The organism is Nocardia sp. NPDC051990, assembly GCF_040680755.1.
Taxonomy (GTDB): Bacteria; Actinomycetota; Actinomycetes; order Mycobacteriales; family Mycobacteriaceae; genus Nocardia.
The window spans coordinates 87,104-107,850 of record NZ_JBFAXH010000001.1 but is presented as its reverse complement, the minus strand read 5'-3'; the positions used below and the strand labels follow the sequence as shown (position 1 = coordinate 107,850).

Annotated in this window: 15 protein-coding genes; 4 read left to right on the top strand and 11 right to left on the bottom strand. The window is 65.2% G+C overall.

What is annotated here, in order from left to right; all coding sequences use genetic code 11:
* The first annotated feature begins 207 nt into the window (after positions 1-207).
* Positions 208-1,671: a class I adenylate-forming enzyme family protein gene (locus AB0L63_RS00500; protein ID WP_364492734.1), complete on the top strand. Its 1,464-nt coding sequence runs from the start codon at positions 208-210 to the stop codon at positions 1,669-1,671.
* On the opposite strand, the gene AB0L63_RS00495 is transcribed toward AB0L63_RS00500, so the two are convergent.
* Positions 1,659-1,913 (bottom strand): acyl carrier protein, encoded by a 255-nt coding sequence (locus AB0L63_RS00495; protein WP_364492732.1) that lies wholly within the window; start codon positions 1,911-1,913, stop codon positions 1,659-1,661. The genes AB0L63_RS00500 and AB0L63_RS00495 overlap by 13 nt on opposite strands.
* 82 nt (positions 1,914-1,995) lie before the next feature.
* Between AB0L63_RS00495 and AB0L63_RS00490 the strand changes: the two genes are divergently transcribed.
* Positions 1,996-3,276 (top strand): hypothetical protein, encoded by a 1,281-nt coding sequence (locus AB0L63_RS00490; RefSeq protein ID WP_364492730.1) that lies wholly within the window; start codon positions 1,996-1,998, stop codon positions 3,274-3,276.
* 250 nt (positions 3,277-3,526) lie between these two features.
* On the opposite strand, the gene menD is transcribed toward AB0L63_RS00490, so the two are convergent.
* The 7 genes from menD to AB0L63_RS00455 all read right to left on the bottom strand — a co-directional run bounded on the left by menD (position 3,527) and on the right by AB0L63_RS00455 (position 12,271).
* The gene (menD, locus tag AB0L63_RS00485; protein WP_364492728.1) at positions 3,527-5,170 is read right to left on the bottom strand and encodes a 2-succinyl-5-enolpyruvyl-6-hydroxy-3-cyclohexene-1-carboxylic-acid synthase; all 1,644 of its coding nucleotides are present in this window, start codon (positions 5,168-5,170) and stop codon (positions 3,527-3,529) included.
* Positions 5,171-5,321: 151 nt separating this feature from the next.
* A complete protein-coding gene (gene bluB, locus AB0L63_RS00480) occupies positions 5,322-5,957 on the bottom strand; it encodes a 5,6-dimethylbenzimidazole synthase (RefSeq protein WP_364493899.1) in 636 nt (211 codons plus the stop codon).
* A 141-nt stretch (positions 5,958-6,098) separates the two neighbouring features.
* Positions 6,099-7,346 carry a fatty acid desaturase gene (locus AB0L63_RS00475; RefSeq protein WP_364492726.1) on the bottom strand — a complete coding sequence of 416 codons (1,248 nt, stop codon included), beginning with the start codon at positions 7,344-7,346 and terminating at the stop codon, positions 6,099-6,101.
* Positions 7,347-7,441: 95 nt separating this feature from the next.
* Positions 7,442-8,854 carry a fatty acid desaturase gene (locus tag AB0L63_RS00470; RefSeq protein WP_364492724.1) on the bottom strand — a complete coding sequence of 471 codons (1,413 nt, stop codon included), beginning with the start codon at positions 8,852-8,854 and terminating at the stop codon, positions 7,442-7,444.
* An 80-nt stretch (positions 8,855-8,934) separates the two neighbouring features.
* Positions 8,935-10,119 carry a ferredoxin reductase gene (locus tag AB0L63_RS00465; protein WP_364492722.1) on the bottom strand — a complete coding sequence of 395 codons (1,185 nt, stop codon included), beginning with the start codon at positions 10,117-10,119 and terminating at the stop codon, positions 8,935-8,937.
* Between the two features lie 174 nt (positions 10,120-10,293).
* Complete coding sequence (locus AB0L63_RS00460; RefSeq protein WP_364493896.1) at positions 10,294-10,851, bottom strand: hypothetical protein; 558 nt, start codon at positions 10,849-10,851, stop codon at positions 10,294-10,296.
* Positions 10,852-10,858: 7 nt separating this feature from the next.
* Complete coding sequence (locus AB0L63_RS00455) at positions 10,859-12,271, bottom strand: wax ester/triacylglycerol synthase family O-acyltransferase (protein WP_364492720.1); 1,413 nt, start codon at positions 12,269-12,271, stop codon at positions 10,859-10,861.
* A gap of 621 nt (positions 12,272-12,892) precedes the next feature.
* Between AB0L63_RS00455 and secA the strand changes: the two genes are divergently transcribed.
* On the top strand, positions 12,893-15,721 hold the full coding sequence (gene secA / locus AB0L63_RS00450; protein WP_364492718.1) for a preprotein translocase subunit SecA: 2,829 nt from the start codon (positions 12,893-12,895) through the stop codon (positions 15,719-15,721).
* A gap of 154 nt (positions 15,722-15,875) precedes the next feature.
* Here the strand turns inward: secA and rsgA are convergent, their stop codons facing one another.
* The 3 genes from rsgA to AB0L63_RS00435 all read right to left on the bottom strand — a co-directional run bounded on the left by rsgA (position 15,876) and on the right by AB0L63_RS00435 (position 19,801).
* A complete protein-coding gene (rsgA, locus tag AB0L63_RS00445) occupies positions 15,876-16,877 on the bottom strand; it encodes a ribosome small subunit-dependent GTPase A (protein ID WP_364493893.1) in 1,002 nt (333 codons plus the stop codon).
* Positions 16,874-18,184 carry a 3-phosphoshikimate 1-carboxyvinyltransferase gene (gene aroA / locus AB0L63_RS00440; RefSeq protein WP_364492716.1) on the bottom strand — a complete coding sequence of 437 codons (1,311 nt, stop codon included), beginning with the start codon at positions 18,182-18,184 and terminating at the stop codon, positions 16,874-16,876. Before aroA ends, rsgA begins: the two co-directional genes overlap by 4 nt.
* A gap of 108 nt (positions 18,185-18,292) precedes the next feature.
* Positions 18,293-19,801, bottom strand: coding sequence for an aldehyde dehydrogenase family protein (locus AB0L63_RS00435; protein ID WP_364492714.1), 1,509 nt, complete (start codon positions 19,799-19,801; stop codon positions 18,293-18,295).
* 132 nt (positions 19,802-19,933) lie between these two features.
* Here AB0L63_RS00435 and AB0L63_RS00430 point away from each other — a divergent pair, with 132 nt between their 5' ends.
* Positions 19,934-20,725 (top strand): SOS response-associated peptidase, encoded by a 792-nt coding sequence (locus AB0L63_RS00430; RefSeq protein ID WP_364492712.1) that lies wholly within the window; start codon positions 19,934-19,936, stop codon positions 20,723-20,725.
* Positions 20,726-20,747 lie beyond the last annotated feature (22 nt).

The window sequence follows — 20,747 nt, the reverse complement described above, 5'->3', positions numbered from 1 at the left end:
ATCGCTGAGCCGGGTATTCCGGAGGGTCTGTCATCGGATCCATAGGCGACAATCGATTTCGTGCTATCAGGGGTAATTCGACAGCTGCCTCGACGTTCGATACCGGCGTTCTCCGCCTGACCTACCGGCGTGATCACTGACGCCTTGTAGATGCCGCATCCCACTCCTATCCTTACAGGCGGAGGGGGCGAACCCTGCGGAGTAGAGATGATCTACGACAATCTGCTCACGCTGACAGCGCGGGCACCGATCACCAGCGGATTGCGGCAGGGCGAAGCGTTTACGCCCTATGCGGCTTTGGTCGAGCGGATCGACCGACTCGCCGCCGGCTTTATCGAACGTGGCATCGGGAGCGGCGATCCCGTTGCCTTGCTGATTCCGAACTCACCCGATCTTTTCGTAACCGCCCACGCGCTCTTCGCCATCGGCGCCATCGCGATGCCGCTGGGCGAGACGGCCACGCGATCCGAACTTGCTGTGGCCGCGCACAAGGCCGGACCCGAGGCCGTCATCTCAACTCCCGGCCTTGCCGCGGCTGCTGAGATGCTGATCACAGATGCAGCCCCCGGCATTCCCTTGTTCCTGACGAGTGCCCTGCCCGAAGGACGTGCAACCACCCAGCTGCCGAAACTGCCAGGCGACACAACGGCGCTCTACCTCTTCTCGTCCGGCTCGACCGGGACGCCCAAGGTGGTGCCGCACACCCATGCCGAGCTCATCGCTGATGGTGAACGAGCCAGCACAGCCTGGGACCTGCAGCCCGACGATATCGTCCTCGACATGCTGCCGAGCAACTTCTCGTTGGGCTTCATACTGGGCGCTACGGACGCCGTCGCCCGCGGTGCGACGACGCTCTACTGGAGCGATCCACTGCCGCTGGTGCTTTCGCGCAAGAAGCTGCTCGACACCATGGTCCGCGAGCGCGTCACCTTCATGGGTGCCGTTCCGGCAATGTACGAAATCATCGCCGGTCAGACCGGCAGTTTCGATCTCAGGCTGCGCTCGGCCTTCTCGGGCGGCGTCGCACTGAAGCGGCCGGTCTTCGAAGCGGTGCGCGAGCGCCTTGGTGTCACACTTCGTCAGGATTACGGCTCGACCGAGGCGAGCATGGTCTCGCACAATAACTCCGCCGATCCCGACGCGAGCTGGGCCTCGGCGGGCAAGCCGGCGGGCGACGCCGAGGTGCGCATCGTTCCGTTCGACACCGAATTCGGCCCATCCGTCGGCGAAATGGAACTGAGATCATCCTCGCTCATGCAGGGCTATCTCGGCGATGCCGTGGCCAATGCCCAGGCGTTCGATGAGGGCTGGTTCAGGACCGGCGATCTCGCCTCGCTCGATGAAGAAGGTCGCATCTTTATCCGTGGCCGCAGCAAGCTGCTGATCGAGGTATCCGGCTACAAGATCGACCCCATCGAGGTGGAGGAGACGCTCATGACTTCGCCCGCCGTCGCCGAAGCCGCAGTGGCGGGTCTCCCAGACACGCGCAACGGCAATCGGCTGATCGCGTTTGTCGTCAAACGGGCGGATGTGTCGGCCGATGAGCTGATCCGCTATGCCCGCGAAAGGCTGTCGGTTCAGAAAGTCCCGGCCGAGATCGCGTTCATCGACGCACTGCCGCGCGGCCCGGCCGGCAAGGTGCTCCGCGCGCGGCTGTGTCAGGCGGGCTGAGTCGCTCGCTGCGAAACATAGGCTGCTATGTTCGCAGGCGATTCGAACAGGTCCGCCCGTATCTCCGTGTCAGGGATACTGATCTTGAATCGCTCCTCGAGGAACTGCAAAAGTTTTACCAGATTGATCGAGTCCAGCAGGCCGATCTCTAGTAAAAGGGTCTCGCGATCGACCGGCGCTCCGCCGGTTTCAGCCACCATGGCGGAGATATACTCGATTATCGGTTGTTCGATATCGTTCATCGCTCGAGCCCCTTTTTGTAGTCAGCATACTAGCCAATTTCATCGCGACCTGAATTCGTACTCGAAAACATGGGAGGACGGTTTGGGTGAAACGCGCCCGCTGGGCGAAAAGGAACAACTGCTCAATCATTTGCATGCTCGTGGCGGGCTGATCGCCATGCAGGTGCTGCACGTGCGCGGCCGCCTCGATCCCGCGCTTGTGCAGCGCGCGCTCGCCTGGCTACAGACCCAGCACCCTATCCTGCGCGCTCATATCCGCTACGGCAAGATTGTCTGGCGACGTGTGCCGCCCTTCACCTATCGCCAGTCCTGGTTCGACACCGAGGGCACAACGGAGATCCCGTTGAAGGTGCTCGACGACACCGACCCAGACGCTTGGCGCAAAGTTTTTGCCTCTGACATTCGCACACCGATCCCGAACGGCAATCATCCGCGCCTGCGGATAACGCTAGTGCGGCAGTCGCCCGACGCCGACCTCAACCACATCGTCATCTGCGCCGATCACGCGACGCTCGACGCCCAGTCCGCCAACATGCTGGCTGGCGCGCTTCTCGAATTCCTTGCCGATCCCGAATCGGCGCAACTGAAACCGCCGCTCCACACCACCCTGCCCCCGCCGATCGAGGCCGGCCTGCCCAACAAGTCTGGTAGTGGCAAGAAGGCCACCTATACGTCAGCCATTCGGCTACCCAAGCAGACGGTCCCCGATTCGAAGAACGAAACGCGAGTACTGGCGCGTCACCTCAGGCCCGACATAACGGCAACGCTCAAGGATGCCATCAAAGCCAACAGAACGACGCTGCACGGTGCGGTGACGGCAGCCTTCCTGCTCGCCATCCGCGAGCGGTACAGGCTCGACGCCATGACCGTGTTGTCCACGGTCGACCTCCGCCGCTTCAGCAAACTCGCGCTGCCGCCCGAGACCTACGGTTGCTACGTCGACATCCTGCGTACCAAGCACTCGATAACCGACGACTTCTGGGCAACCGCCCGTGACGCCTCGTTCAAGCTGATCGCCGCGCTGGCCAAGTACCAGGAGTCCGCGTCGATCATGAAGTTTCCCGAATGGGAAGTGTATCGGCACGAAGTCGGTCCAACGATCCAGAACAACCGGCGTCTCGACGGACTTGCTGTTACCACGGTAGGCGATTCTGGCCTTCAGACCAGCTACGGCGCCTACACGCTCGAGGATGTCACCAGGGCCGTTTCGCTCGACATGTTCGGCCCGTCACTGTTTGTGATCGCCAACGAGCGGCTTGGTGACCTCGACCTCAGTGTCGGGTACCCGGCAATTGCAATGAGCGAGGATGAGGTGTGCTGGCTCACCGACAACGCGGTGGCCCGGCTCGAAAGTGCTGGATAAGAGCGTCGCGCCGATCGGAGCACGCCCCGCGTCGTGGACGAGGTTTCGGAGGCCGATCTCGCCGAACAATCCATCCCGGCGTGTCCGGATGATCCGAACGCGACACCGATATCGAGCAGGAGATCGGCGGCGCGGTCGATCGGGACGCCTTGGCAGCCAATGCTGCCGACGTCATCGAGCAGTCCGGCCCCTTGGACGACGACTTCGACGCGTGACCGCGCCCATCCGGACAGGGGCGAAGTAGCTCGAATCAGGACGCGATCTTGGCGTGCACCGTCGCGTGCAGCTCGCGCAGGCGCGACCGGTCGGTGACCACCTCGAGCACCCGAGTGCCGTGAGCGTGCCCGGCCAACTCGACGGCGAGCTGCTCCGGATCGACCTGGCTGTGCGGAATGTGGTAGGCGGCGCACAGCGCGGCCAGATCCACGCCGTGCGGGGTGCCGAACACCCGCTCGAATACTTCGGCATACTGCGGGTCACCCTGTTCCAGCAGCTCGAAGATGCCGCCGCCGTTGTCATTGGCGACCACGATGGTCAGATCGGCCGGGTGGGGTTCGCCGGGCTCGATCAGCAGGCCGGACGCGTCGTGCAGGAAGGTCAGATCACCTAGCAGCGCGACGGTGCGGCCGTCGTGGTACAGCGCCGCACCGACAGCCGTGGACACGGTGCCGTCGATGCCAGCCACACCGCGGTTGGACAGCACCACGATGCCCGGGCGCGGGAACGACACCAGGGCCGCGTCGCGCACCGGATTGGACGCGCCGAGCAGCAGCTGGTCGCCCTCGCGCAGCGAGTCCATCACCACCGCCGCCACGTGCAGGCCGGTCGGCTTCGGGTGCACGGCGAGTTCGGCCCGAACCACCTCGGTCGCCCTCGCGCTGAGTTCACGGCAATGCGTCAGCCATTCCGGGCGCGATGTGCCGGTGACAATCGCCCGAGTGCCGGTGCCGACCACATTGCCGGAGACATCGGGCCAGCGTGGCCCGGTGGTGACCGCGTAGACGGTGACATTCGGATCGGCCAGCACCTTGGCTACCGGACGGTGCAGGGTCGGACGGCCGGTGATGATGGCCTGGCGCGGCTTCAGCAGTGGCAGCGCCAATGGGTGCAGCGCGGGGCCGTGCATGGGGGCCGTGGGTTCAGCGACGGTTGGCAGCTCGGACAGTTCCGGCCGGAGCCCGGAACCGTGGCCGGAAATAACGACCGTGTCGGGGGTCAGGTCGATGTCGAGCGGTACATCGAGCGCTGCGTACGAGGTGAGCGTCCAGGCCCGTCCGCCCTCGCGTCCCTCGGGCGCGCATTCGCGGGGGGCGAGGTCGGGCACCAGCGGCTCGCGTAGCGGGGTATCGAAGTGCACCGGGCCCGCGTTGCCGGAGCGGGTGCCGCAGGCCGCGGCGAGCACCCGGCAGACCGCCGAGCGCCACACGCTGTTCTGGTGCCGGTAAGACGCGCAGTCGGCGGATGCGGACTCTTCGTCGGCGAGGCCGAGGCTGATGGTGGTGCGGACCTGACTGCCGAACAGACCGAGTTGCTCCACGGTCTGATTCGCGCCGGAGCCGAGCATCTCGTAGGGCCGATTGGCGGTGAGCACCACCAGCGGCACCCGTGCGTAGTTGGCCTCCAGCACCGCGGGACCGAGGTTGGCCACCTCGGTCCCCGAGGTCATCACGACCGGTACCGGTAGCCCACTGGCTACCGCCAGCCCAACCGCAAGGAAGCCCGCGGTCCGTTCGTCGATGCGCATGTGCAGCCGCAGTCGGCCCGCGGCATCGGCCTCCTGCACAGCGAAGGCCAGCGGCGCGTTCCGTGAGCCGGGACACACTACAACGTCCCGGACACCCCCACGCGCGAGTTCGTCGACGACCACGTGCGCCTGCGCTGCGGACGCATTCACCACTCCAGCCTCTCACAGCGAGCATGATTGCGCCCCCAGTCGTCCACATAGGCACGCGACCTGCGGGCGATAACCGCGTCAATTCGGCAACCGGCTCCATACGGTGTGCGAGGTAGTCGAAACCTTTGCGGCAGTGGCTCTTTTGCAGGGATCAGGCGTGAAAGGTTTCTTGGTGGACGGCTTCGGTCAGGGGGCGGCGGGTGCGCCAGCCGAAGCGTTCCAGGTCGGGGATGCGCTGGAATTCGTGGACTGGGCCGATGCACAGCCAGGCGACGGGGCGGATGTTTTCGGGTAAGCCGACCAGGTTGGCGAGGAATTCTGGGTTGTAGAACGAGACCCACCCGACGCCGATCTGTTCGGCGGTCGCGGCCAGCCAGAGGTTTTGGATGGCGAGGACTGCCGAGTAGATGCCGGTTTCGGGGACGGTGGCGCGGCCGAGGACCTGTGGGCCGCCGCGGTCGTGGTCATAGGTGACCACGATGCCGGTGCCACTCTCGGTAATGCCCTCGATCTTGATCGGTTCGAAGGTGGCTGCCCGCTCCGGCGGCAGTGCGTCCCGGAATTCGATCCGCTTCTGCGCGACATGCTCCGCGAACTTCCGCAGCGTCGCTTCCGCGCGCACCACCACGAAGTCCCACGGCTGCGAATTGCCGACACTGGGCGCGCAATGCGCGGCATCGAGTATCCGCCACAGCGTCGCATCATCGACGAGGTCACCGGTGAATTCGCCCCGCACATCCCGCCGCATCCGGATGGCCTCGTAAACGCTCAGATCGTCCGCGCACACGCCCTCAGTCAACCAGCCGCAACCCGCGCTCCTGGCCGAGGCCCGGGGGATACCGCGAGCGCAATGATCGCGATCGGATATACCCATCGAAACGCGAAGGCGCCCACGGACTTCCGTGGGCGCCTTCGTGACGACTGTGGGTCAGCCGACGGGCATGGCCCGCCGTGCGATCCGGCGACGGCCCTGCTTCAGCGCCGTGCGCAGCCCGCGACGTTTACCGGTGGCCGGGTCGAAGCTCGGCGTGGTGTCGCCGCCGAATTTGCGCTCCGAGGCGGTCTCGGGGGCATCGTCGGCGGTCGCGCGCAGGTACTTGTTCGGCAGTGCCAGCTTCAGAATGGTGCGCCAGGACTTGAAGTACTGCACCGGAAGCGAGCCGGTGGTGTAGGGCAGGTCGTACTTCTCGGCCAGGGCGCGCACCCGCACCGCGATTTCGGCGTAGCGGTTGCTCGGCAGATCCGGGAACAGGTGGTGTTCGATCTGGTGGCTCAGATTGCCGGTCATGAAGTGCATGACCGGACCGCCGGAGATATTGGCGCTGCCCAGCATCTGGCGCAGATACCACTGGGCCATGGATTCGCTGTCGATATCGGCCTTGGTGAATTTCTCCGCGCCGTCCGGGAAGTGGCCGCAGAAGATCACCGCATTGGTCCAGATATTGCGGATGATGTTGGCGGTCAGATTCGCGGTGAGCGTCGAGACGAAGGCGGGTCCGGTCAGCAGTGGGAACAGCAGGTAATCCTTGCCGACCTGCTTGCCGACCTTGACCAGCACTTCGCGGCGGTTGACCTCGAATTCGGCCCGCTCCGGCGAGCCCTCCTTGTACCGATGCACCTTGCCCAGCTCGAGATGCTGGATCGCGATCCCGTATTCGAATAACAGTTGCAACACCAGGTTGTAGACCGGATTGCCGATATTGAACGGCTTCCAGCGCTGATCCCGGGTGACGCGCAGCACGCCGTAGCCGATGTCGTCGTCCATGCCGAGCACATTGGTGTACTTGTGGTGCAGGTAGTTGTGCGTCTGCTTCCAGTGCTTGGACGGGCCGGTGTTATCCCATTCCCAGGTGCTGGAGTGGATTTCCGGATCGTTCATCCAGTCCCACTGCCCGTGCATGACGTTGTGCCCGATCTCCATATTCTCGATGATCTTGGCCGTGCTGAGCAGGGCCACACCAGCGAACCAGGCGGGCGGCAGGAAACTGGCGAACAGCACGGCGCGGCCGCTGATTTCGAGCACACGCTGCAGGCGGATGACATTGCGGATGTACCGCGCGTCCTGAGGACCGCGCGTCGCCTCGATATCGCGCCGGATCGCGTCGAACTCCGCCCCGAGCGCCTCCACATCGGCTTCGGTGAGGTGCGCATATTCCTTGACATCCGAGATCGCCATGGCGATTACAGTACCGTAAGTTACGAGACCGTAGGTTGCGGGCAGTGCCTCCGAACTGTGGCATATCCCCCATTGTGAACGCGACTGGGGGGATGCTACCTCACCCCCCGGCGTCGGCTGCGGCGCATCGCCCGCTCGCGCATGGCCTTTCGCTGCAATGTCGCCTTCTCTTGACGTGCCTTTTCCTGCAGCGCCAGCTTGGTCTCGCGCAGCATTTCCTTCTCATGCCGAGCCTTCTCCTGCAGCACCACCTTGGCCTCGTTCAGCGCCGATCGCAGGCCGCGTCGCTTACCGGTCTCAGGGTCGATGGGCAGCCAGTGCGTCTCGTTCCACTTGTCGGCCCAGCGCTCGGCATTCGGCAGGGCGGGCAGTGAGATGCCGGCGAACTTGCGCTCCGAGGAGGTCTCCGGTGCGTCATCGGCGGTGCGCTTGAGGAAACGGTCCGGCAGTGCGAGCTTGTGGATGGTCCGAAAGGCCAGCAGATATTGCTTGCCGAGGGAGCCGGTGGTGTAGGGCAGGTCGTACTTGTCACACAGTTCACGGACCCGCCCGGAGATTTCCGGATACCGATTGCTGGGCAGGTCGGGGAACAGATGATGTTCGATCTGGTAGCAGAGGTTGCCGCTCATGAAGGCCATCGCGGGTCCGGCCTTGAAGTTGGCGCTGCCGAGCATCTGGCGCAGATACCATTCGCCGCTGGTCTCGCCCTCTAGCTGTTCGATGGTGAATTTCTCGGCGCCGTCGGGAAAGTGGCCGCAGAAGATCACCGCGTAGGCCCACAGGTTGCGCACCAGGTTTGCGGTCGCATTCGCCTTCAGCGTCGATGTGAACGCCGGGCCGGTGAGCGCCGGGTAGATCAGAAAGTCCTTGGCCACTTGACGGCCGATCTTGCGGCCGAAGTCCTTATTCGGCTCCGACATCAGCTGGTCGCGCGGCGCGCCGGAGAGTTGCTTCTCGATGCTCCAGTCGTGCAGTGCGATACCCCATTCAAAGGTGGCCGCGAGCAGGATATTAGCCAGCGGCTGGACCAGATGGATCGGCCGCCACTGCTCGTCCCGGGTCATCCGCAGGATGCCGAAGCCGAGGTCCTCATCCTTGCCGAGCACGTTGGTATAGGTGTGGTGGGAGTAGTTGTGCGCCCGCCGCCATTGCGCGGACGGTCCGGTCATATCCCACTCCCAGGTGCTGGAATGGATCTCGGGATCGTTCATCCAATCCCATTGCCCGTGGCTGATGTTGTGCCCGAGCTCCATATTCTCGATGATCTTGGCGACCGACAGCAGTGCTGTACCGCTCAGCCAGGCCCAGCGGTTGCGGCTGCCGAAGAGCACCGCGCGCGCGAGCACTTCGAGGCCGCGCTGCGCGGCGATGGTGCGTCGGATGTACTTCGCGTCACGCTCGCCGCGCGACAATTCGACAGAGCGCCGAATGGAATCGAGTTCCTGCCCCAGTGCTTCGATGTCGGTCGCCGTGAGATGGGCGAACGCCTTGATATCGGTGATGGCCACCGGGGTCCTTTCCCCTGACTGGATGTACCTCGAGGGTACCTGTCGGATCCTCCCGATGGTGCGCTGCGGGTGTCGCTGTCTCAGACGTCGAGTGTGCAGTCGCCCGCCGCGGCCGAGATGCAGGTTTGCACCTTGTCGCCCTCGCGGCGCTCATCACCATTGCGCAGATCGCGGGTATGTCCGGAAGTCAGTGTCACGACACAGGTTTGGCAGATGCCCATCCGGCAGCCGAACGGCATCTGCACACCGGCGGACTCGCCCGCCTCCAGCAGACTGGTCGCACCGTCGACCGCCACGGTGCGCCCGGTCCTGCCGAAAGTCACGGTGCCGCCCTCGCCGATGGCGGAGCGCTCGATCTCGAAGCGCTCCACATGCAGCCGGTCGCTGATGCCTGCCGCATGCCAGTGTTGCTCGATCTCGTCGAGCATGGCGGCCGGACCGCAGGCCCAGGTCTGGCGCTCGCGCCAATCCGGGAAGTGTTCGTCCAGTGCGGTGAGGACGAACCGGCCCTGCTCGTCGGTGAAATGCAGATGCGAGGAGAAGCCGGGGTGCCGATCGTGCAGATCGCGCAGTTCGGCGCCGAACATCACATCGTCGCGGGTGCGCGCGGAGTGCAGATGCACAACGTCGGTGACCGCATCGCGGCGATCCAACGCGCGCAGCATCGCCATGACCGGGGTGATACCGCTGCCCGCGGTGAGGAACAGCACCTGTTCCGGCAGCGGTGACGGCAGCACGAACCCGCCCTGGGGTGCGGCCAACCGGACGATGGTGCCCGCGGCGACACCGCTGACAAGGTGGCTGGACAGGAAACCTTCGGGCATCGCCTTGACCGCGATGGAGATCAGGCGCTTGCTGTGCTGTCTCCCACCCTGCTCCCGCCCGCGTCGTTCCGGATCGGTCCAATTGGGCGGGCACGTCAGCGAGTACGAGCGCCAGTGCCAGCGGCCGTCGAGCAGAATGCCGATGCCGATGTACTGACCGGGCTCGTATTTCCAGTCGAAGCCCCAGCCCGGCTTGATGACCAGGGTGGCCGAATCGGTGGTTTCCTTGCGCACCTCGACGATGCGGCCGCGCAGCTCACGTGCCGACCACAGCGGATTCGCCAGGTGCAGATAGTCGTCGGGCAGCAGTGGCGTGGTGACGCGGGCGACGGCGCCGCGCACTACGTTCAGCCGTCCACCGCGTTCGGCGACCTCGGTCGCCGGAGCCTCCAGCCACTGCCGGACCGCACGCACCGAGAATGCCGCTTTTTTCAAGACCATTGCCGCCGTTCGTCTCCCGTCGTAGCGACCGGTGGGGCCGCCTCGCTGCCAGGTTACGGCATCGTAGGTTAGTCCGGGGTGCGCAGGTTCGGCGTCACGGCTTTACCTCGCTAGCGCTCGGTTCCACCGTGCCCCCGAAGGCGCCGTGTTCTCGGTTCACTCGCTGGCGCTCGCTCACAATAATTCGAGCAGGAACGGCAGTTCCTGGGCCGCGTACCAGGCCAGCTGATGGTCCTCGGCATCCCCGAGCACGAATTCGGCATCGGCATCGCCGAGGTCGGCGGCATCGACAACATCGACCGCCTTGGCCACCTCGGGTTCGGCCTCGGCCAGGTCGACGTGCACGCAGGCGATCCGGTCGTAGCCGATCGGTCCGGCCAAGCGCACCACCGCGTCGTCGAGGTCGGGGCGCAACTTCGCACCGGCCACATCGGCGGCGATGACCGCGCGTCGATAGACCGGGCTGTGATAGGTCGTGGCGGGGTCGTCGGCGTCGGTGTCCTCGGCATCGGACGCCTCGGTGGCCTCCTCGCGCTCGGCGGCCAGCAGACGCAGCGAGGCCCGCGCGGCCTCGGCCATCGCCACCTCCGCCAATTCGTCGTCGTCACCGGAGGCGTAGGCCTCGCGCAATGTCGGCGTGACCGCGAAGGCCGTGCCGCCGACTGGGCGCAGCTCCCGGTTCGCGACGAGCTCACGCAGCATCGGCACGGTGGCGGGGATATAGACCCGCATGGTGTTCTCAGATGCAGGCACCGAGCATCTCCTCCATGGACTCGTGCACCGACGCGGCCAGCACGCCGATATCGGCCATCGCGTCGCGGTCGGCGTTGAGCCCGTAGAAGACGCGTCCGTCATAGGACGTTATCCCGATGCTCGAGGCCTGGTTGCGCAGCAGCGGCGACACCGGATACATCTCCAGCATCCGCGCGCCGCCGATATACATCGGGGTCTGCGGACCCGGTGCGTTGGTGATCACCAGATTGAACGTGTGCTCTGCGAACGTACTCGCCGCCCGCACACTCATCGCATGCAGGCTCGCCGGAGCGAAGCCGGCCAGGTGCACCAGGGTGCGCGCCCGCACGCCACGCCGGTGCTTGGTGTTGGCCGCGGTGGCATGGGAGATGTGCGAAAGACGGATCACCGGATTCGGTTCGCCCACCGGCAGATCGATGAGGAACGAGGAGACCTCGCTGGCCGGTTTCAGCAGGTCGTCGATGCCTTCGACATAGACCGACATGGGCACTACCGCGCGCAGCACGGTCGATTCGGTGAGCGCCTCACCGCGGGAGAGCAGCCAATTGCGCAGCGCCCCGGTGACGACGGCCAGGATCGCGTCGTTGATCGAGCATTCGAAGCGATTGCGGATCTTGCGGTAGTCCTCCAGATCCGTGCGCACCACATCGAAGCGCCGATTGCGCGAGGTCTTGGCGTTCAGCGGGCTGTCCGGTGCGCCGATAGCGGCCGCGCGCACGGCCGACACCATCGAATCCACCGCCTTGCCCGCGGCCTCGACCACCGAGAATGCGTGTGCGCTCGCGTCGCGAGCCACCTCGAGCGCCTCGCGGGGCTGCGCGGCCAGGTGGGTCAGCGCGCCGATCAGCAGTTCCATCTCGTTGGGTTCGCGCGGCGCCACCCACGCGTCATCGGCGATATCGCGCGGGGACGGGCTGGTATCGAGGATGACATGCCCGATCTCGAGTGCGGTATCCCCATCGACGAGCGCCGAATGGGATTTGGTGAAAATCGCGGACCGGCCCTCCGTCAGGCCCTCGATCAAATACATCTCCCACAGCGGGCGAGTCTGATCGAGCGGTCGCGACGCCAATCGGGCCACCAGATCGTGCAGCTGGGAATCGGCGCCCGGGGCGGGCAGTGCCGAACGGCGGATGTGATAGGTGATATCGAAATGGCTGTCCTCGACCCAGACCGGGCGGCCGAGGGCGAACGGGATTTCGCGGACCTTCCTGCGGTAGCGGGGGACCAGCGAAAGCCTGCTCTCCACCAGATCGACCAGTCCGTCGTAGTCGAGCGCCGTTTCCCCCGGTGCGGAGTCGCTACCTCGGACGATCGCGAGAGAGCCGATATGGATCGGATTGCTGCTCGACTCGAGCCGATAGAACGACGTGTCCTGCGGCGTCAATCTCGTGATCACGCTGCCCGGTGCTCCTTCCGATGTGGCTCCCACCCGAACCGTCTCACCGCCCATTGTGGTCGCCCACAACGGTTCGTCCTCCCCCTGTGGCATATCCAGCGATATTCGCGCATCCCTTTACCCACGCCCGGTTCCGTGGAAGGCTGCCCTGATTCGAGACCGGCGGAACTCGATTCGCTCACATTAATCGGGGTGCAATGCAACAGATGCCTTTTGAGCCGCGCTGCCCCTTGGTGTCGTCACATGCCGTCGGAGAACAGTTCGTCCCTGGTGAACAGGGTTCTCGGCGTACGGAACGACAACGACTCACATCGTATGACACCCACGCTAAAACAGGTTCCGGTCCATCGGATTCGCACCCGCTCCGACGGCTGACACACGGGTACGGTGAGAAGAAACGGCTGCCGCCTCGGCGGTAGCGGCGGATGCGGCGCTATTTCTCTGGTCATCGGCACCGGCCCTTCGAGCGACCTGCGAGCAGTCGCTACGGCTAACATGGGTGCCGCATTACCATGAAGCGTGCTGCGGATTCCGCCATGCTCGGCGGGGGCCATTAGCACACCGCCCGCCCCGGGGGACGGCAGAACATTTGACACACCGACCAGAGGACTGACGAGACCCGTGCCTGCGCTGACACTGACGAGGTTGCTACGGATTGGTGAGGGACGCACGGTCAAGCGGCTCGCCCACCTCGCGGACGAGGTCCTCGCGCTCGGGCCCGAGTTCGAGAAGCTCACCAACCACGAGCTGCGTGCCAAGACCGACGAGTTCAAGGAGCGCTACGCGGACGGCGAAACGCTGGACGACCTGCTCCTGGAGGCATTCGCGGTGGCCCGCGAGGGGTCCTGGCGGGTGCTGAACCAGAAGCACTACAAGGTGCAGATCATGGGTGGCGCGGCGCTGCACCTCGGCAATATCGCCGAGATGAAGACCGGTGAGGGCAAGACCCTGACCTGTGTGCTGCCCGCCTACCTGAACGCGATCTCCGGTAACGGCGTGCACGTGGTCACGGTCAACGACTACCTGGCCAAGCGCGACGCCGAGTGGATGGGCCGCGTGCACCGCTTCCTCGGCCTGAGCGTCGGTGTGATCCTGTCCGGTATGACCCCGGCCGAGCGTCGCGAGTCCTACAACTCCGACATCACCTACGGCACCAACAACGAATTCGGCTTCGACTACCTGCGTGACAATATGACCCACTCGCTGGACGATCTGGTCCAGCGCGGGCACAACTTCGCCGTGGTCGACGAGGTCGACTCCATCCTCATCGACGAGGCCCGCACCCCGCTGATCATCTCGGGTCCGGCCGACGCCTCCTCGAAGTGGTACGCCGAATTCGCCCGCATCGCACCGCTGTTGAAGAAGGACCTGCACTATGAGGTCGATATCAAGAAGCGCACCATCGGTGTGCACGAGGCGGGTGTGGAGTTCGTCGAGGATCAGCTCGGCATCGACAACCTCTACGAGGCGGCCAATTCGCCGCTGGTCAGCTACCTGAACAATGCCGTCAAGGCCAAGGAGCTCTACCACCGGGACAAGGACTACATCGTCCGCGACGGCGAGGTCATCATCGTCGACGAATTCACCGGCCGCATCCTGGTCGGGCGCCGCTACAACGAGGGCATGCACCAGGCGATCGAGGCCAAGGAAAACGTCGAGATCCAGCCGGAGAACCAGACCCTGGCCACGATCACGTTGCAGAACTACTTCCGCCTTTACGACAAGCTTTCCGGGATGACCGGTACCGCCGAGACCGAGGCCGCCGAGCTGCACCAGATCTACAGCCTCGGCGTGGTCCCGATCCCGACGAATAGGCCGATGGTCCGCGCGGATCAGTCCGATCTGATCTACAAGACCGAAGAGGCCAAATTCGCGGCCGTGGTCGACGATGTCACCGAACGGCACGAGAAGGGCCAGCCGGTGCTGATCGGTACCACCAGCGTCGAGCGCTCGGAATACCTGTCCAAGCAGTTCACCAAGCGCGGCATCGCGCACAACGTGCTGAACGCGAAGTTCCACGAGAAGGAAGCCGAGATCATCGCCGAGGCCGGTCGGCCGGGCGCGGTCACGGTCGCGACGAATATGGCCGGTCGTGGTACCGACGTCGTGCTCGGCGGTAACCCGGACATCATCACCGATATCATCCTGCGCAGGGAGGGGCTGGATCCGGTGGAGACGCCGGAGGAGTACCAGGCCGCGTGGTTGCCGACGCTGGAGCGGGTCAAGGCGCAGACCGCCGAGGACGCCGACGCCGTCCGCGAGGCCGGTGGTCTGTACGTGCTCGGCACCGAGCGCCACGAATCGCGGCGAATCGATAACCAGCTGCGCGGTCGCTCCGGCCGTCAGGGCGACCCGGGTGAGTCCCGGTTCTACCTGTCGCTGGGCGACGAGTTGATGCGGCGGTTCAACGGCGCCGCGCTCGAGGCCATCATGACCAGGCTCAACCTGCCCGACGATGTGCCGATCGAGGCGAAGATGGTCTCCAAGGCCATCAAGAGCGCGCAGACCCAGGTCGAGCAGCAGAACTTCGAGATCCGCAAGAACGTGCTCAAGTACGACGAGGTGATGAACCAGCAGCGCACCGTCATCTACGGCGAGCGCAACCGGATCCTGCGCGGTGAGGATATGGAGGGGCAGGTCCAGGAGATGATCACCGATGTGGTCATCGCCTATGTGGACGGCGCCACCGCCGAGGGCTACGTCGAGGACTGGGATCTGGACAAGCTGTGGACCGCGCTGAAGACGCTGTACCCGGTGAGCCTGGACTACAAGGAGCTGACCGGTGAGACCGGTGTCGGCGAGGCGGGCGACCTGACCAAGGACGAACTGGTCGACTCCCTGCTCGATGACGCGCACGACGCCTACGAGAAGCGTGAACAGCAGATCGACGGTCTGGCCGGCGATGGTTCGATGCGCAATCTCGAACGCCAGGTGTTGCTTTCGGTGCTGGACCGCAAGTGGCGCGAGCACCTCTACGAGATGGACTACCTCAAGGAAGGCATCGGCCTGCGGGCCATGGCCCAGCGCGACCCGCTGGTCGAATACCAGCGCGAGGGCTTCGACATGTTCGCCGCGATGCTCGATGGCCTGAAGGAGGAGTCGGTCGGCTTCCTGTTCAACCTGCAAGTCGAGGTGCAGCAGCCGCAGCCCGAGGGGGTCGCGATCGATCCCGGTCTGCGCTCGCCGGTCGGCGCCACCTCGCCGCGTCCACTGCCCACCCAGGAGGCGCCGGTCGCCAATGGCGCACCGGCGGCGTTGCGTGCCAAGGGGATCGCCGATTCCCGGGCCAGTAACGGCTTCCACTATTCGGGTCCGGACGAGGGCGGCCACGCCGCGGTGCACAGTGACGCCGATGAGTACGGCGATGGCAGCACTCGCCGTGAGCGCCGTGAGGCCGCCCGCACGCAGGCCAAGCCGAAGCGCGCACCGAAGTCGCGTCGTCGCCACTGATTACCGAATTACGAAGGTGCCCATGAACTTTCATGGGCACCTTTCGTTGTGTCCGGCCCCGATGCCTAGCGCTCGTAGATGTCGCGACGGTGGCGGTTATGACGAGGATGATCAGCTTGCCGTCATCGGTTCGGATGCGCTTTCCGACGCGGAACTACCAGGCTTCGTTGGAGTTCAGCGCCGTCAGCAGGAGGCGGATGGCGGCGACGCGGCGTTCCTTGCCGGGCAAGGCATCCAGTGCGCATTCGGGATCCGCGGGCGGACCGAGATGGGTACAGCCGCGCGGACAATCTTCGATGGCGGCGGCCAGATCGGTGAAGGCCGCGATGACATCGTCGGGCGTGATGTGGGCCAGTCCGAAGGAACGGACACCGGGTGTGTCGATGACCCAGCCGCCGTTAGGTAGCGGCAGGGCGACGGATTGGGTGGAGGTGTGTTTGCCCTTGCCCACACCGGAGACCTCGCCGACGGCCCGATCCGCTTCGGGCACAAGACGATTCACCAGCGTGGATTTGCCTACGCCGGAGTGGCCGATGAAGGCGGTGAGCCGGTCGGCGAGCCGGTCCAGGACCGGTTCGAGGGGGTCGCCGATGCCGCCGTAGATGATGGTGAGGTCGAGATCGTCGAAGGCGGCGGCGAATTCGGATTCGGCGGCCAGATCGTGTTTGGTCAAACACAGGATCGGTTGCAGCCCACCGGCATACGCGGCGACCATTGCGCGTTCGACGAAACCGGTACGCGGCGGCGGATCGGCGAGGGCAACCACGATGAACAACTGTTCGGCATTGCCGACGACGATCCGTTCGAAGGGATCGGTGTCATCGGCGGTGCGTCGCAGGACGGTTCGCCGTTCGGTGACGCGGACGATGCGGGCGAGGGTATCGGGTTTGCCGGACAGATCGCCGACCACGTCGACCTGATCGCCGACGACGATCGGGGTGCGGCCCAGTTCCCTGGCCCGCATGGCGACGATCAGCTTGTTCGGATCGCCGCCGAGCACGCAACCCCAGCGTCCGCGGTCCACCGAGACGACCATGGCCGATTCCGCATCATTGTGCTGCGGACGGGTTTTCGTGCGTGGACGAGACGACTTGCCCGGGCGCACCCGGACATCGGACTCGTCGTAGCTGGCAACATTGCCTCTGGGGCGTCTCAGTGGGCCGCTCCCTGATCCGTTAGCGTGGGATCGAGCATCTGCTCCCACAGGCCGACGAAGCCGGGCAGCGTCTTGGCCGTGGTGCCGATATCCTCGATGGCCACGCCGGGCACCCGGAGACCGAGGATCGCACCGGCCGTTGCCATTCGGTGGTCGGCATAGGAATGCCAGTTGCCGCCGTGCAGTGGGGCCGGGGTGATCTCGAGTCCGTCCTCGGTTTCGGTGACATTGCCGCCGAGCCGGTTGATCTCAGTGGACAGGGCCGCGAGCCGATCGGTCTCGTGACCGCGCAGATGTCCGATACCGCGCAGCCGGGACGGCGAATCCGCAAGTGCCGCAAGGGCGGCCACGGTCGGGGTCAACTCGCCGACATCGTGCAGATCGATATCGATACCGGCCAGGCGCTCCGGGCCGTGCACGGTCAGCACACCATCGAATCGGGTGACCTCGGCGCCCATGCGCACCAGGATCTCCCGGATCACATCACCGGGCTGGGTGGTCAGGCGTGGCCAGTGCGGAATGCGGACCTCGCCGCCGGTAATGGCGGCCGCGGCCAGGAACGGTGTGGCATTGGAAAGATCCGGTTCCACATCCCAGTTCACCGCGCGGATCGGACCCGGTGCGACGGTCCAGGTCTGGGCCTTGCGGCTGTCGGCGGGAGCATCGATGACGACCTCGGCACGCCGCAGCATCTCCACCGTCATCTCGATATGCGGCATCGATGGCAGTGCCTTGCCGTCGTGATGCACCACGACGCCCTCGTCGAACCGGGCTGCCGACAACAGCAGTCCGGAGACGAACTGGGAGGAGCCGGAGGCATCGATGGTGACCGCGCCGCCGCGCAGCGCACCCTTGCCGTGCACCGTGAACGGCAGTGCGTTGCCCTCGATATCCGCGCCGAGCCGGCGCAGTGCCTCCAGGATGGTGCCGAGTGGGCGAACCCGGGCCTGCTCGTCGCCATCGAAGGCCACATCGCCGGTGGCGAGGGCCGCGACCGGCGGCAGGAAGCGCATGACGGTACCGGCCAAGCCGCAGTCGACGGTGCCGCCGTGCAGTGGGGTCGGTGTCACGGTCAGCGTTTCGGCGTCGCCCTCGATTCGCGCACCCAGTGCGCGCAGGGCGCCGATCATGAGTTCGGTATCGCGGCTGCGCAGCGCGCCGGAAATAGTCGAGGGGCCCTCGGCGAGCGCGGCCAGGATCAAGGCCCGATTCGTGATCGATTTCGATCCGGGCAGGGTCACGGTCGCGTGCACGGGGACATCGACATGGGGCGCTGGCCAGAAACTCACCCATCCATCTTCGCCCATCGCGCCCCCGGACACGCGAGGGGTGGCCCAACTCCGCCGGAAATCGCGCGCCTCACAGGTCACAGCCGCCGCATCGGTCGCGCGCGACCGATGCGGCGACCAGCGGCTTTACTTGTGGCGTCCGTGCAGGATGGGGACCAGGCGACGCAGCAGCTTCATGGTGAACTGGGTCCGCGAGTAGCTGAGCAGTACCATGCCGGGAATCGTGAAGCGCTGCACTGCGATCGAATGCGGCCGGGTGAATTCACGCAGACCGGGCTCGCCGTGGATGCGCCCGATTCCGGAATCGCCGACACCGCCGAAGGGCAGACCGGCGATGGCAGCGAAGGCCAGCACCGAATTCACCGAGGTGGCGCCGACGCGCAGCCTGCGCGCGATCTCCAGGCCGTTCTCCTTCGAGTAGACCGCAGAGGACAGCCCGTACTTGGACTTGTTCGCCAGTTCGACCGCCTCGTCGACGCTGTTCACCGTGCGAATAGTGACGGTCGGGCCGAAGGTCTCCTCGGCCACGGCCTCGGAGTTCTCGTCCACATCGACCAGCACGACCGGCTCGATGAACGGTCCCTTGACCGACTCCGGCCCGCCGAGCACCGCGGTGCCGCCGTTCTGCAGCGCGTCATCGATATGGCGGCGCACGATATCGATCTGGCTGGGCATGGTCATCGGACCGTAGGCCGCATCGGCGCCCGAGCCCGGCTTGACGTCCTTCAAGATGCGCTTGACCTCGGCAACGAAATCGTCGCGCACCGAGCGATCCACATAGACCCGCTCCACACCGGCGCAGGTCTGGCCGCTGTTCGCGGTGGCGCCCCAGGCAACCGCATCGGCGGCGGCCTTGACGTCGGCATCGCCCGCGACGATCACCGCATCCTTACCGCCGCATTCCAGCAGTACCGGCGTCAGCGATTCGGCGGCCGCGGCCATGATCTTCTTGCCGGTCGCGGTGGAGCCGGTGAACGCGATCTTGTCCACACCGGCCTGGACCAGCGCGGCCCCGGTCGCACCGTAACCATTGACGGTTTCGAAGACGCCTTCCGGCAGATCCGGATTGGCCTTCTTGAACACATCGGAGAGGAAATTGCCGATGCCGGTGGAAAATTCGCTCGGCTTGAAGACCACGGTATTGCCTGCGGCCAGCGCGTAGGCGATGGAGCCGTTCGGCGTGTAGACGGGGTAGTTCCACGGGCCGATCACACCGATGACGCCGAGCGGACGTTGCTCCAATCGCGCGGAGAAGTTCGCCATCAAGGCGCCGGGGCCGATCCGCTTCGGCGACAGCACCTTCTTGGCGTTCTTGGCCGCCCAGGCAATGTGTTCGAGCGCGAGCAGCAATTCCAGGAATGCGTCGTCGAGTGGTTTGCCGTTCTCCTTGTGGATCAGCGCGGTGAACTCTTCGGAGTCCGCGACCAACTGGCTCGACCAGCGCAGCAGATGTTTGCGCCGCTCGTCGAAGCTGAGCCCACCCCAAGTGCGGGCCGCGGCGCGGGCCTTGGCGACGGTGGCGCGCACAGTGTCGGCATCCGCGATCGCATGGGTGGCGATGACCTCTCCGGTGGCCGGATCGACCGATTTCAACGCCGTCTCCGGCGCCGCTGGGGTGGTCTCGATGGTTGTCACGGTTGGTCTCTCCTCATGCCGAGATAAGTTAACGACCATTCATTGAGATGGTGCTATGTCACAACTCTCACCAGGTCACCCCTGCTGTCGATTCTTCCCGAGTCTGTCGGCACCGCGTGGAAGTATCGAGATATGTGCGGCAGATATGCGACAACTACCGATCCCGGTCGGCTCGCCGCCGAACTGGACGCCATCGACGAGACGCCGACCGATGACAACGGCGGTTTCGCCAACTACAACGTCGCGCCGACCACCCAGGTGCTGACGGTGGTGGAGCGGCACGCGCACGATCACCCGGATGACGACCCCAAGCTGCGCATTCGGCGGATGCGTTGGGGCCTGATCCCGGTCTGGACCAAGGCCGCCGAACCGGGTGTGCCAGTCAAGGGCAAACCGCTGTTCAATGCCCGCGCCGATAAGGCGGCGACCACGCCATCGTTTCGCGATGCGGTGAAGTATCGCCGCTGTCTGGTCCCGATGGACGGCTGGTACGAGTGGTTGGTCGAACCGGATGCCGGGGCCAAGGGCAAGGTTGCGAAACATCCGTATTTCATGTCGAAAGCCGATGGCTCGCGGCTGTATATGGCCGGATTGTGGTCGGTGTGGCGGGACCGTTCGCAACAGGCGAGCGAACCGCTGCTGTCATGCACCATCCTGACGACCGACGCCGTCGGCGAACTCACCCGCATCCACGACCGGATGCCACTGCCCATGCCGCAGGAGCATTGGGCGGCCTGGCTGGATCCGGATCATTCGGCCCAGGCCACCCTGCTGGAGACACCGAGCGTCGAATCGGTCGCAGGCATTGTGGCGCGTCCGGTGTCGTCGCTGGTCAACAGCGTGCGCAATAACGGTCCGGAGTTGTTGGCGCCGTTGGATATTCCGGCCGATACGGAAAAGGCCGGGCAGATCAGCTTGCTGTAATCGCCCGGCCCGCCGTCGGATA

Excerpts from the sequence above, each read along its gene's own strand:
- AB0L63_RS00500 (WP_364492734.1), top strand. The coding sequence starts at position 208 with ATGATCTACGACAATCTGCTCACGCTGACAGCGCGGGCACCGATCACC.
- AB0L63_RS00495 (WP_364492732.1), bottom strand. The coding sequence starts at position 1,913 with ATGAACGATATCGAACAACCGATAATCGAGTATATCTCCGCCATGGTG.
- AB0L63_RS00475 (WP_364492726.1), bottom strand. The coding sequence starts at position 7,346 with ATGGCGATCTCGGATGTCAAGGAATATGCGCACCTCACCGAAGCCGAT.
- AB0L63_RS00465 (WP_364492722.1), bottom strand. The coding sequence starts at position 10,119 with ATGGTCTTGAAAAAAGCGGCATTCTCGGTGCGTGCGGTCCGGCAGTGG.
- AB0L63_RS00460 (WP_364493896.1), bottom strand. The coding sequence starts at position 10,851 with ATGCGGGTCTATATCCCCGCCACCGTGCCGATGCTGCGTGAGCTCGTC.
- aroA (WP_364492716.1), bottom strand. The coding sequence starts at position 18,184 with ATGGGCGAAGATGGATGGGTGAGTTTCTGGCCAGCGCCCCATGTCGAT.
- AB0L63_RS00430 (WP_364492712.1), top strand. The coding sequence starts at position 19,934 with ATGTGCGGCAGATATGCGACAACTACCGATCCCGGTCGGCTCGCCGCC.